The sequence below is a fragment of the Bradyrhizobium sp. HKCCYLS1011 genome (assembly GCF_051167795.1).
Classification (GTDB): Bacteria; Pseudomonadota; Alphaproteobacteria; order Rhizobiales; family Xanthobacteraceae; genus Bradyrhizobium.
In genome coordinates, this window is the sequence record NZ_JBNPTT010000014.1 from 74,371 (window position 1) to 86,460 (window position 12,090).

The 12,090-nt window shown below is 64.4% G+C and carries 14 protein-coding genes; 8 read left to right on the forward strand and 6 right to left on the reverse strand.

All coding sequences use genetic code 11. The annotated features are described in order from the left end of the window. Nucleotides 1-204: 204 nt before the first annotated feature. Together ACQR1W_RS35745 and greA are read left to right on the forward strand one after the other, a co-directional pair. A complete protein-coding gene (locus ACQR1W_RS35745; RefSeq protein ID WP_434855167.1) occupies nt 205-816 on the forward strand; it encodes a hypothetical protein in 612 nt (203 codons plus the stop codon). A gap of 103 nt (nt 817-919) precedes the next feature. After that, the gene (gene greA / locus ACQR1W_RS35750) at nt 920-1,402 is read left to right on the forward strand and encodes a transcription elongation factor GreA (RefSeq protein WP_434855168.1); all 483 of its coding nucleotides are present in this window, start codon (nt 920-922) and stop codon (nt 1,400-1,402) included. A 119-nt stretch (nt 1,403-1,521) separates the two neighbouring features. Here greA and ACQR1W_RS35755 read toward each other — a convergent pair whose 3' ends face one another. Continuing rightward, on the reverse strand, nt 1,522-1,716 hold the full coding sequence (locus ACQR1W_RS35755; RefSeq protein ID WP_434855169.1) for a hypothetical protein: 195 nt from the start codon (nt 1,714-1,716) through the stop codon (nt 1,522-1,524). Between the two features lie 65 nt (nt 1,717-1,781). Beyond that, on the reverse strand, nt 1,782-2,090 hold the full coding sequence (locus tag ACQR1W_RS35760; RefSeq protein ID WP_434855170.1) for a hypothetical protein: 309 nt from the start codon (nt 2,088-2,090) through the stop codon (nt 1,782-1,784). Between the two features lie 213 nt (nt 2,091-2,303). On the opposite strand from ACQR1W_RS35760, the gene ACQR1W_RS35765 reads away from it, so the two are divergent. Next, nucleotides 2,304-2,555, forward strand: a complete 252-nt coding sequence (locus tag ACQR1W_RS35765; RefSeq protein ID WP_434855171.1) for a hypothetical protein — start codon at nt 2,304-2,306, stop codon at nt 2,553-2,555. A gap of 156 nt (nt 2,556-2,711) precedes the next feature. Next, nucleotides 2,712-2,846: a hypothetical protein gene (locus ACQR1W_RS35770; protein WP_434855172.1), complete on the forward strand. Its 135-nt coding sequence runs from the start codon at nt 2,712-2,714 to the stop codon at nt 2,844-2,846. Nucleotides 2,847-3,019: 173 nt separating this feature from the next. Here the strand turns inward: ACQR1W_RS35770 and ACQR1W_RS35775 are convergent, their stop codons facing one another. From ACQR1W_RS35775 to ACQR1W_RS35785, 3 genes are all read right to left on the reverse strand, one after another. Then, nucleotides 3,020-3,439: a hypothetical protein gene (locus ACQR1W_RS35775; RefSeq protein WP_434855173.1), complete on the reverse strand. Its 420-nt coding sequence runs from the start codon at nt 3,437-3,439 to the stop codon at nt 3,020-3,022. Between the two features lie 684 nt (nt 3,440-4,123). Beyond that, the gene (locus ACQR1W_RS35780) at nt 4,124-6,100 is read right to left on the reverse strand and encodes an SPFH domain-containing protein (RefSeq protein ID WP_434855174.1); all 1,977 of its coding nucleotides are present in this window, start codon (nt 6,098-6,100) and stop codon (nt 4,124-4,126) included. 303 nt (nt 6,101-6,403) lie between these two features. Further along, a complete protein-coding gene (locus ACQR1W_RS35785) occupies nt 6,404-7,234 on the reverse strand; it encodes a hypothetical protein (RefSeq protein WP_434855175.1) in 831 nt (276 codons plus the stop codon). Between the two features lie 256 nt (nt 7,235-7,490). Here ACQR1W_RS35785 and ACQR1W_RS35790 point away from each other — a divergent pair, with 256 nt between their 5' ends. Beyond that, entirely contained in the window at nt 7,491-7,829 is a 339-nt protein-coding gene (locus ACQR1W_RS35790; protein WP_434855279.1) for a Rieske (2Fe-2S) protein, read from the forward strand. Continuing rightward, nucleotides 7,826-8,302, forward strand: a complete 477-nt coding sequence (locus ACQR1W_RS35795; RefSeq protein ID WP_434855176.1) for a J domain-containing protein — start codon at nt 7,826-7,828, stop codon at nt 8,300-8,302. Before ACQR1W_RS35790 ends, ACQR1W_RS35795 begins: the two co-directional genes overlap by 4 nt. A gap of 35 nt (nt 8,303-8,337) precedes the next feature. Here ACQR1W_RS35795 and ACQR1W_RS35800 read toward each other — a convergent pair whose 3' ends face one another. Next, on the reverse strand, nt 8,338-9,003 hold the full coding sequence (locus ACQR1W_RS35800; RefSeq protein ID WP_434855177.1) for an HAD family hydrolase: 666 nt from the start codon (nt 9,001-9,003) through the stop codon (nt 8,338-8,340). A gap of 156 nt (nt 9,004-9,159) precedes the next feature. Between ACQR1W_RS35800 and ACQR1W_RS35805 the strand changes: the two genes are divergently transcribed. Both ACQR1W_RS35805 and ACQR1W_RS35810 read left to right on the forward strand, forming a co-directional pair. After that, nucleotides 9,160-9,849 (forward strand): hypothetical protein, encoded by a 690-nt coding sequence (locus tag ACQR1W_RS35805; protein ID WP_434855178.1) that lies wholly within the window; start codon nt 9,160-9,162, stop codon nt 9,847-9,849. An 87-nt stretch (nt 9,850-9,936) separates the two neighbouring features. Then, nucleotides 9,937-11,958 carry a YgiQ family radical SAM protein gene (locus ACQR1W_RS35810; RefSeq protein WP_434855179.1) on the forward strand — a complete coding sequence of 674 codons (2,022 nt, stop codon included), beginning with the start codon at nt 9,937-9,939 and terminating at the stop codon, nt 11,956-11,958. Nucleotides 11,959-12,090 lie beyond the last annotated feature (132 nt).

A 12,090-nucleotide genomic window follows, 5' to 3' on the forward strand; every position in this document is an offset into this window, starting at 1 on the left:
AACCGCAGCTCGTTCTCACGGCAATGGTTCCCCGCCTCGACCTTCGTGATGATCGCGATGCGCCTCGCCGCCACGAGGTGGTGGGCGACACGTTGGCAACATGGCCGGAATCGCTACTATGCTGCTCCGGGGGCAATCTCTGGCCCGCGGCTAGGCCAATCGTTCGTTGCAGCTGCTATCGCTCGCGGGACCGGAGCACGTCGCATGATCAGGCTGATTTGGGCGCCCGTCAGGAAGCTGCTGCAGTTTCCTCTCGTGCAGTTCTCGATCGTGATCTTCCTCATCCTGCTGATGCAGGCGGCGGACGAACACACCATCTTGGGAGAGGCTTTTGATGGGCTCGACGAGCTGGTCGATTGGTCCGTGCGAGCGGTGTCGGCCGTCGTCACGGTCAAGTCCTTCACCCGGTCCGGCCTGACCTTCTGGCTGATGATCGCCTATGTCTATCTGGCCTGCTGGGCGCTTGTGGCCATCGCCCGCATCATGCTGGGACTGCTGATTGATATCATCGGCAGAAACAACATCCTTTGGTTGCGCCACCCGATCGCGCGCGAACGGGGTGCTGAAGCCTACCGGGCCTGGCTGCCGCTGGAGCGAATCCGCCCCCAGCAGATCCCACAGGCTGAATGGGAAACAACCTACGCCTGGCCTCCGAACAACGCCCCGCCCTACCCGCCTCTTGCCCAACGGATGGCGCGCGGGACGGCCGTATACGCAGTCCTACTTGCGGTCATCGCGATCTCGCTTCAGGAGTTTACGCCTGTTCCTGTTCTCAGCTGGATCGAGAGCGGCTTGAAGCGCGCCGTTGGACTTTGAGGTGGAGCATGTAAGGCGCAGGGCCTTGCAGGTCTTTCAATGCAGCTTACTTCGAGCAGGTGCTATAGAGCCCGTTTGATGGATTTTGATACGGAGTTCGGGATTGAGCGTCGCCTTCACCAAGGAAGAAAGTGCCGAGACCGCGTCCGAGACGCTGCTCCCGGACCGCCCGATCTCGCCGCATCCGAACCTCGTGACCGAGGCGGGGCTGCGCGCGCTGGAGCTCCAGCTTCAACAGGCGCGCCAAGCTTACGAGGCGGCACAAGGAATCGAGGATGTGAACGAGCGGCGACGTCAGGCCGCGGTTCCGTTGCGTGATATGCGCTACTTCTCTGCGCGGTTGCGAACGGCTCAACTCATTCCCAATCCGACGTCCGCCGACACCGTCGCCTTCGGCAGCACGGTGACCTTCAGCCGCGGCGATGGCCGGGTGCAGACCTACCGCATCGTGGGCGAGGACGAAGCCGACCCCAAGACCGGCTCGATTTCCTTTGTGTCACCGGTTGCAAGATCCATTATGGGCAAAGCCGTCGGGGACGTTGTGGGCTCGGGGGATCAAGAACTCGAGATCATCGCCATCGCGTAGCGTGCCAAGCCGACGCGAGGCTTGTATCCCCCATGCGAGCCCTTCCACCGATCTCTGGAGAACATCGAGCGGCCGGCCCTGGTTATCCACGCCCGCAGCGCGTCGGCTTTCCAAAGCCGCTATGCCAGCTGCCCTCTCGTCTTCTTCTTGACGGGCGGCGGGTCGATCTCGGCAATCCTGCGCAGACATTCGGCGGATGACGCATGCGGACCCGACACGAAGGTGCCGCTAGCCTTGGTCACATACCAGCCGGACGCGACGCCGAGACGAAGCGCCTCCTCCGTTTGGACGCGACGTGGCGAGAGATTTTGCATGATATCCTTTCCGTGATGCGCGATCTTGCCGTCGAGCGCAGGACGGCGGGTTCAAGAGGGCGGGTTCAGTTGTCGGAGCCGGCGCTTGCCGAGAGCCGAGCGAAGTCGGCCACGATGGCTGCGATCAGATCACGATGATGGGTATCGGTAGGCGCAAGGCTTGCCGCATACAGGTTCAGCAAGTACCGCGCCTTTGCCGCCGCCTCCGCCCACGTCGCCGCCGGCGCCGAAAGAATCTGGTCCTCGATCACTGCCTGCTGATCCCGCAGAAGCTTCGCGTTCGCTTCGACGTCCGCAAGCACGCGTCGGATATCGGTCGCCTTCTGCGCGGCAATGCCGCGATGCTTGTCGAGATCGATCGGCGGTTCATTCATGCGTCGGCGTCACTAGCTAGGCTTCAGACAATTCCGCCGGACATCTCTGGGCATCGGCGCACCATGCGCGCATTCAACCCAAATAGCTACCCCTTTCACCCAGCCTTTGGGCAAGGGCGGCCAAATACGTTCCTGCCGGACGCGGGTCGCAGTTCAAACAAATGATTAGCTATTGAACAAAAAAGGGCGCACAGTTCGAAAAAGGGAGCCTCAATGTCGCGCCAGACGCACTTCCTGGTTCAAACCTTCGATCCTGCGAAAGGGAATAGATTGAAGGCCGGCGCGCCGATCGTCTGCCAGTCCGAGGGCGGTGCGCGCCGAACAGCCGAAAGGCTGGCGCTGACCAAGGCCGGAGTGGTTGCCTTTTCAACCTCCTCGGACGTCGAGACCGGTGACTACGACGATCAGCCCACCGTGTTGTTTCGCGCCGGTCAGGTGCCGGATGAATTCGATTCGATGCCGTGATGGGTCGATGCCGTGATGGAGTCGACCTCGGCAGCGCCGACGCTTTTTTTGAGCCGGCTGCCCCGCGTTCGCCGTTGCTCGCCATGCACGGCCGGCGGTGAACACGATAACCCGGACTCAACACCTGCCCATCATCACACGCGAGGAAACATCGACATGGCCAAAGGCGAGCAAAGAGGCAATCGGGAAGCCAAGAAACCGAAAAAGCAGAAAATCAAGACGATAGCCGCGGCGCCGAGCCAAAAATCCGGCGCCTGGCAGCCGACACTCGGCTCCGGCAAGAAGAAATAGAAAAGGTTATTCACTTTGAAACACACATTCTGCGTGGGCCAGTTCGTCGAGCTGAAGCCGAGCCTGATGCGTGCGGCCGCTGCAGGCCCGTACGAAATCACGCGCCTGATGCCCGAACCCGATATCAACTCGGAGAGTCCGCGTTACCGCATCAAGAGCAGCGAGGAGATTCATCAGCGGATCGTTCCCGAAAGCGATCTCACGCTTGCGACCGGTCTCACCGCGCGGTCATCAGTGAACCTGTTGCGAGGGTCTTTCTTGGCAGCACCCATCATGAGCCTTCCGCCGATCGAGGGTTGATACGCATCGGAACGAGGCTTGACGGCGGCCCCCTTGTTCGCGCGCAGCGACATCCATTGCTCGCAATTCTTGGCCGGGGACCAGTCGTCCAACTCGCCGATCAGGATCGGCGTCGGAATCTCCAGCCACTGCGAAACCGCGCTGCAGATGGGATAGAACGCAATCGCGGTGTTGAACTTCAAGTCGTCCCGGACGTCTGGAGAACGGGTTCGGCGCTCCGGCGAGACCCCACCATGGCATGCGTAGCTTGAGCCGATGGGTTTCGCGTCGCCCCACTCATCCTGCGCTAACAACGGTCACTGATACAAGTTGAGGACCGACGCGATCGACGCCGTGCTGCGCGAGTGGCGCGGGACAAGCGGGCGCGATGCCGCGGCGTGATTCGCTGTTGAATCGATCGAGCGTGACTGTGGTGCAGAACTGGCGACACCGCGAGGCCCGGACGCCCATCGCGCGCGACGCGACGCCAAGATTCGATCCATGAAAACACGCTGGAGAAGCTGGCCCGCAGGCGGATGGACACCGCGCTCAAGAGCGTCCACAGTTTGCCCTCCAAGAATGGCAGCCGTGAGCCCGTTGCGATCCTGGTGCGGCCGCCTTGCGCCCAGATGACAGGCGAGCGGCTCTCGTGATCCGCGGCACCCCGAACATCGGCAGCCCGCGAGCTCGGCTGGTCCGGCTCCTCCGAGGGGCCGACCACGATCAAGAGCTGGCGCATGTACATTTCCTACTCGTCACCTCGGCCGATTGATCGGCCGCGCTCTCTACAATGGCCAACCCACGCTGACCGGCTGCTGTCGACCCATGTCAGCTAAATGTCAGCGAGATGTCAGCTTGGTTTCAGGCGTGGCGCTCCCTATGGACGCCGGAGCGAGCATGAAACATCGATGCTCCCTTCTGCAGGGCCGGAGCAGGCTTGCATGGCGACTGCCGTGCAAGCCCTGTCCGACGCTGCGGTCGAATCATAGCAGCGCAGCTCACCGCCCCGCGCGCGGCGCCTCGGCCTTCAGCTGCTCCAGCGCATCCGGCATCATGCGGCCGAACATCGAGCTCAGCATCGCCGTCGGAATCAGACCGGCATTGCCGCTCTCCTGCCCCTGCCCGCCCGACATCAGGAATTGCGGCACCAGGGGCTGGTTGATCCGGGTCAGCGCGTCCGCGAACTTCGCAAAGTTCTGCTCAGCCAGCCTGAACTCAGGGCCGCCATAGGCATCGACCGACAGCTTGGTCGCCTGCGCGTTCGCCGCGCCGACGGCCAGCACGCGATCGGCCTCGCCCTGGCCCTCCAGCCGCGACTGCTCGCCGACGGCTGCGGCCGTGACCTTGCGCGTCTCGGCGTCCTTCTGGGCGCGAGCGAGCGCGGCGGCGCCTTCGTTCTCATTGACCTTGATCTGGATCAGCGACTGCGTCAGCGCGGATTGCGCCGCCGCCGTCGCCTTGGCTTCATTGAGCGTACGCTCCTGAATCGCAGCCTTTTCCTGTTCCTGGAAGGTCTCGACCTGCTCGCGCGCGACCTGGCGCATGCGGAGCTGGATCAGGATGTTCTCGATGGTCTGGTCGCCCGGCGCGGCGCGCGGGGTTCCGATCAGCACCTCCTGCAGATCGAGCGAATAGGTCTCGAACTTGGCCTTCATCACCGAGGCCGACTCCTCCTGGATCGCGGCGCGGTTCTGCAACAGCTCGATCAGGGTCATCTTCTGCGCGATGTTCTTGAAGAAGGCGCTGACCATCGGATCGAGTGTCTGCTCGACCAGCTTCTTCACGTCGCCGAAGCGCTGGATGATCATGGGTGCCTTCTTGTAGTCGATATGCATGACGACCGAGAGCGGCAATGTCGGTTCGAACGCATCCTTGGTGATCAGCGAGATCTCCGACAGGTTCTCGTCGAGCTTCATCGCGCCGACCTCGCCGCGCACCCATTTGAGGATGAAATTGACGGTCGGGATGATCTCGATCTTTCCTGCATAGGTGTTGAAGGCATATTTGCCCGGCAGCAGCGGATCCTTCCAGACGCCGCGGCTGCCGTTGCTGACGAGCTCGCCATGGCGATATTGCTCGCCCGACACGTCGGCGGTGCGCGGGCCGGTGTAGAAGATGACCACGCCGACATTGCCGACCGGAATGATCGTCTTCGGCACGGCTTCGACAGTGGCAAACAGCCGGTTGATGTACCAGGTGCCCTCGACGATGACCTGGAGCTGGCGCCCGCGATAACCGCCCGCGGTCAGGAATTTTTCTGGCTCCTGGAAATTGTTGTGAAAGGTGACGCCGTCGTTGAGCTCGATGCCGACCTCCGGCGCAATGATCTCGCCGGGCGGCAGCGACGGGCCGTCATGGACGGTGACGATGCCGACCAAGTCGTGATCGGCGGCCAGAATCACCGGCGTGAAGCCCCAGCGCTCGGCGATGGTGAGCTGCATGCCGTCGAGCACGGTGCGTTCCTGCGTGCTCAGCGCGTGGCCGTAGACCCGTTCGTCGGTAATGATGGCAAATTGCGTGGTGTTGATCGCGTAGGTGCCTTCGCGCAGGACCTTGCGCTGCGGCCCCTTCTGGCCACCTGCGAGCAGAAAGCGCCGGGTGTCCTCGAAGTCGGATTTGTCGTCGCTGTCGTTGGCGCCGAGCACCTGGGAGGCGCCGAGCGGCGCACCATCGCGCGCGAACACATAGGCGATCTTGCCCTGGCCGACCGTGACGAGGTCGGAGCGGTGAATCCGATACATGAAGGGGAAGAACAGGTGCAGGCCGCCGCGCAGCACTTCCGGCTCGAAGCCGGCCTCGCCATTCAACGCGATGAAGCCTTCCGCGACCGAGCCGCGGAAAGTCCAAAGCTTTTCGACGATCCCGACCTGGTTGTTCGGGATGTAGCAGAAGATGTTGGCGAGCTTCAGCAGTGCAAGCAGCACGACGATAGCAGCGGCCCATAGGGCCGGCTGGACCAGGCTGGTGGTATCCATGATGAAAGACTCCAATGTCGCCCGATGCCGGCGCGGCGGCTGTTCGCAGCTCGCGCCATCGGGCGATCCGTGCCGTTCAATATCGGCGCGCGAGAGCTAGGTATTGGAACGGCGTTTCCTAGATCGCTTCCTGCGAATTCGCGCGCTACTTTGGTCTAGTCAGACGCGTCTGGCGTTCGATCTAACAACTTGGTGTCGAAAAATTAATTATCATGAACGATGAACCGGACCGTCGGACGGCCGACTCATACTGACGGCCGATGATGCGACGTCTCCGCCGTCTCTGCGCGATCATGCATCTCTTCATCGATCCAGCACACCGCGCAGGAATTGCGCGGTCCGCTCCCGCACCTCGGGCCGGTTCAGGATCGTGTGCACGTCGGCATCGATCACCATGACCTCGGCTTTCGGATCATCCTTGAGCGCGGCGGCGCAGGAGCCGGTGACGCCGCGGTCCTTATTCCAGGGATTGGCGGCGGAGAAGTACGGATCGCGGGCGGCGATCACGTTCAGGACCGGCTCCTTCGGTCCAATACCGAGGTGAGGTTCGCTGACGAAGTAGTTGCTCTCGCACGACCAGGAATAGATCAGCCGCGCCGCGGCATCCTTGCCGGAATAGCGGCCGACGGCCACGGCACCCTCGCTGGTGCCGGCGAGGACGAGGCGCAGCCGATCGACCCAGCTCCAGTCGCGCGCCGCCTTCAGTGCATGCTCGAGCTCGGCGAGGCGCAGCGCATGCACGCGCTCATAGGTGTCGACATCGATCGGCGAGGTGTAGGTCAGGCGATCGGGAATCGCGAGGCTGTCGGGTGCGACCGAGGCGACGCCAAGCTCATCGGCCAACCAGACCTGAAACTCCTTCACCGCCGGCGCCACGCCGCTCGAGCCGTGCATCACGATGACGAGCGGCGCGATGCCGATCACGTCGGGCGCTTCCTCCGCATATCCCTCCCAGCGCCGCCCGCCGAACAAAACTCCCGGCAGCACCAGATTGGCCCTGGCCCAGGTCAGCGCGAGATTGTCCGGCGACGGCTCCAGCACCGTCCCCTTGATTTCGCCGGGCTTGTCAGCCGCGAAGGCGACCGAGGCGAACAGCAGTGCAGCGAAAGCAAGCAGGAGACGCGATACGGACATGATCGATCCTGACCTCATCGAGGTGAACAGCGCTCCGCATCTTGCACGCGCAGCGCAGGCTTCAATCCCACGGCGTCGTCATCCAAACAAGCAGCGAGCCGCGGTCCGGCTCCGATGCGTTCGGCCTCGTCGCATTTCCGACATTGCTGCGCCAGGATACGCCTCAGGCGCGGCGTTTTTGCTGGTCCGGAAATTGCGTTGTGGCCCTTCAACGGTGTGGCCCATTCAAGAGGCTCACTTGTCGAAAGGCGACATGATGACGTTCACCTCTGTTTGTGCTGCCAATGCCGTGGGCGAAGGCGACATGGGCCTGTTCCAGGTCGGCCGCAAGAGCGTGCTGCTGGTCTGGGCCGCCGGTGGCGAGCTCAAGGCCTATCGCGGGCGCTGTCCTCATGCCGACATGCCGCTGACCGAAGCGAGCTTCGACGGGACCACCGTCATGTGCCCACATCACCAATGGGGTTTCGACGGCAGAAGCGGCAGATGCGTCACCCATATCGTTCGCAACGTGCTGCATCCTTACGAACTCCGCATCGATGGCGGAGAGATCCAGGTCGACCTCGGGCCCGCCAAGCCGGCCCGTGCGCCGGCGTGACGGACACGGCACAATGGGTGGTCTGGAACGGCTCGCTCGGTGTTGTCGACCTCGCGACCATCGGCTGGATTGAGCCCAGTGACGACGGCCGGCGCGCCTGTCTCGCGCCGCCCTATGACGTGGTCGGCCCGTTCAGCCTCGATGCGCTCGAGACCGACGGCCGCATCGCCTTCGGCGCATGCCTGGTGATGTCGCGGCAGCGCTGGCAGCAGGATCAGGTCGGCCTGCGCATCGCGGCACAAAAAGCACGTCGTGCGCTTCTGCGGCGGACTGAGGGCAGCGACCACAGCGAATTCCGGGAGGCGCTGGCGCTCCCACCCGACGGCGCGCTCACGCCTTCCGAGATCAAGGCCGCGTTTCGGCAGAAGGCCAAGACGGCGCATCCGGATGCCGGCGGCAGCGACGCGCTTTACCAGAGCATCACCGTAGCGCGCGATGCGTTGCTGGCGCTGTTCGGCGACACGACGCGCTGATCGATCGACAACGCTGGTCGCCGCGATGCGCGACATCAACGCGCCAGCCTCGCTTTCACGAGATCGAACACATCCGGCTCATCGAACGCCTTCGCCGTCATGATCGCGCCGGCAGCGATCAGATCGTCATGCGCGAGATTGGTCCGCATCCCAACCGTGGCGATGCCGGCCGCGCAGGCCGACGTGATCCCGGCGTGGGAATCCTCAAAAGCGATGGCGCGCTCCGCCTCGGCGCCCGCGGCACGCAGGCCCTCCAGATAGGGCAGCGGGTGCGGCTTGCCATGCGGCAGCTCGTCGCCGATGATCACCGTCTTGAAGCGGTCGATGATGCCCAGGCCCTGCAGGATCAGCTCGGCATTGGCGCGCGGCGCGTTGGTCACTGCGACGATCGGAATGGCCTCAGCGTCCGCATAGTCCAACAACGCCATCAGGCCGGGCAGCGGCCGCACCTGCCCGGCCGCGCGGGCGCGGAAGGCCGCTTCCTTCTGCGCCAGCACCTCGGCCCGGCGCTCCGGCGGCTCATCGGGGAGGAATTGCACGCCGATCGACTGGTTGGAGCGGCCGAGCAGCTCCTTCGCGGCCCGCGGCCGGTCGAAGACGTGACCGTATGGACCGAACACCTCGTTGAAGGCCTCGACGTGAAGCGCATCGGTGTCGGCGAGGGTGCCGTCGATATCGAACAGCAGCACGCACGGCGGCATTGAACACATTCCCCAAAGCGATTGATCCTGCACGCGTGCGGAATCCGAAAATTTGACCGCATCTGATCCGGATATTGACGCGATCTGATCCAATTCTCGACCACTGCTGCTGTCGTAATTCCCACAAGAGGTAAAACGACGGAAGGGGGAATTGCGATGAGCCGCATACAACCGAAGGTGCAAAGGCTGGTTGCATCTGCGCTCCTGATCTGCGCCGCGTCTCTTGCGGGGCTCGGCGCCTCGCAAGCGGCCTCTGGCACCACTACGGTCAACGGAATGCCGTGCAACGAGCTGTGCAAGGCCTACATGTCCTGGTCCGATCGGATGATGGCCAAATTCCTGCCGCCGCGGCCGCAGATGCGTCCGTTGGCGCGGGCCCAATCTCAAGCCCAGATGCAAGCGCAGGCGCGCGCGGCGATGCACGACCGCAAGCCAGACCGCGTGGTCCATCATGCGGCCGCGGCGCGCCGCTCCGGCTTGAACTCGTTCGCACAATTTCCGCAGGCCGCCGACGCCGCGCCGCAGGCCACGGACGCGCAACGGACCGCGGCTGCGGCTCCAGGGACGGCCGCGGCTCCGGCCAATCCGGTTGCCGACCGCTTTCCGACCGATGCGGTCGTGACCGCGGCGATGGACACCGGCAGCGCCGCCAGCGAATTTCCGGAAACGACCGCGGTTTCCGCAACGGATTCGGTGGCGATGGCGGCAACCAGCACCGTTGCGGCTGCTGCCAGCGGCCAGGAGACGCGGTTTCCGGCCTCGCTGGCGCTGGCGCTGAGCGCCTTCGTGGCCTTCCTGGCCTGGGGCTGGTTCAGAGACAAGCGGGCGGCGGCAGCCAATTATTGAGGCAAGCTGGTTCCACGGCGGCCGCGCGCCTTGCGCGGCACGCCGCGTGGTTGAATTCGCTGGCCCGCAGTCGTATGCGTCGGCGCCATGGACATCGCCCTCGCCGCCAAACCCTTGAGTTCCTGGCCCCGCCACCGCGCGGGCAAGCCGGCGCCATTCCTGCCGATGAGCCGCAAGGAAATGGATGCGCTCGGCTGGGACGCCTGCGACATCGTGCTGGTGACGGGCGACGCCTATGTCGACCATCCCTCCTTCGGGATGGCGATCATCGGCCGGCTGCTCGAGGCGCAAGGATTTAGAGTCGGCATCATCGCGCAGCCGGACTGGCAATCGGCCGAGCCGTTCAAGGCGCTCGGGCGCCCGCGCGTGTTCTTCGGCGTCACCGGCGGCAACATGGATTCCATGGTCAACCGCTATACCGCGGATCGACGGCTGCGCCATGACGACGCCTATACGCCCGGCGGCGAAGGCGGCAAGCGACCGGACCGTTGCACCCTGGTCTACGCCCAACGCTGTCGCGAGGCGTTCAAGGATGTACCGATCGTGCTCGGCGGCATCGAGGCGTCGCTGCGCCGGATCGCGCATTACGACTACTGGTCCGACAAGGTGCGCCGCTCGGTGCTGGCCGACGCCAAGGCGGACATCCTGCTCTACGGCAATGCAGAGCGCGCGGTGGTGGAAGTCGCGCACCGGCTCGCCGCCGGCGAATCGCCGAAGGATCTGCAGTCGATCCGCGGCACCGCTTTGTTTCGCCGCGTGCCCGAGAGCACCACCGAGTTGCACGCCGACGATCTCGACTCCGCGGACGAAGGCGCCGCACGCGAGAAGGGCGAGGTGGTGATCCGGCTGCCGTCCTGCGAGCAGGTCGAGCAGGATCGCGAAGCCTATGCGCGGGCCTCGCGCGTGCTGCACCGGGAGAGCAATCCCGGCAATGCGCGGCCGCTGGTGCAGCGTCATGGCGACCGCGACCTCTGGCTCAATCCGCCGCCGATTCCGCTCTCCATGGCGGAGATGGATTCCGTCTACGATCTTCCCTACGCCCGCGCGCCGCATCCGTCCTACGGCGATGCCAAGATCCCGGCGTGGGAGATGATCAAGTTCTCGGTGACGATCATGCGCGGCTGCTTCGGCGGCTGCACCTTCTGCTCGATCACGGAGCATGAGGGCCGCATCATCCAGAGCCGCTCCGAAGGCTCGATTCTGCAGGAGATCGAGCGCATCCGCGACAAGACGCCGGGCTTCACCGGCGTGATCTCCGACATCGGCGGCCCCACCGCCAACATGTACCGGATGGCGTGCAAGGACCCGAAGGTCGAGGCCGCCTGCCGCAGGCCATCTTGCGTGTTTCCCGAGATCTGCCCGAACCTCAACACCTCGCATGACGATTTGATCCGGCTCTATCGCAAGGTGCGCGAGGTCAAGGGCGTCAAGCGCGTGATGGTCGCCTCCGGCGTGCGCTACGACCTCGCGGTCGAGAGCCCGGAATACGTCAAGGAACTGGTGACGCATCACGTCGGCGGTTATCTGAAGATCGCGCCGGAACATACCGAGCGCGGCCCACTCGACAAGATGATGAAGCCGGGCATCGGCGCCTATGACCGCTTCAAGGAGATGTTCGACGCCGCGGCGCGCGAGGCCGGCAAGAAGTATTACCTGATCCCCTATTTCATCGCGGCGCATCCCGGCACGACCGACGAGGACATGATGAATCTCGCGCTGTGGCTGAAGCGAAACCGCTACCGCGCCGACCAGGTGCAGACCTTCCTGCCCTCGCCGATGGCCACCGCGACCGCGATGTATCACACCGGCGTCAACCCGCTGCGCGGCGTGCGCCACGGCGGCAGCGACAAGGTCGAGGCCATCAAGGGCCTGCGGCAGCGCCGGCTGCACAAGGCGTTCCTGCGCTATCACGACCCGGACAATTGGCCGGTGCTGCGCGAGGCGCTGAAGGAGATGGGCCGTAGCGACCTGATCGGCTCGCGGCCCGACCAGCTGGTACCCGCGCATCAGCCGCCCGGCACCGGCAAGGCCGCCGCCACGCGCCGGCCGCTGCGTCCCGAAGGACGGACGCAGCGCTTCACCACCAAGGGCGTGCGCATCAGGAAGTAGTTACGTTTGGCCGACATGCCGCGCCATGAGAGGCACGCGCCCACCTGAGTGTGAGCTGTCGTCCCGGACGAGCGCGCTGCGGACAGTACGCAGCATTGCCGCGAGCGCGCGAAGATCCGGGACCCATAACCA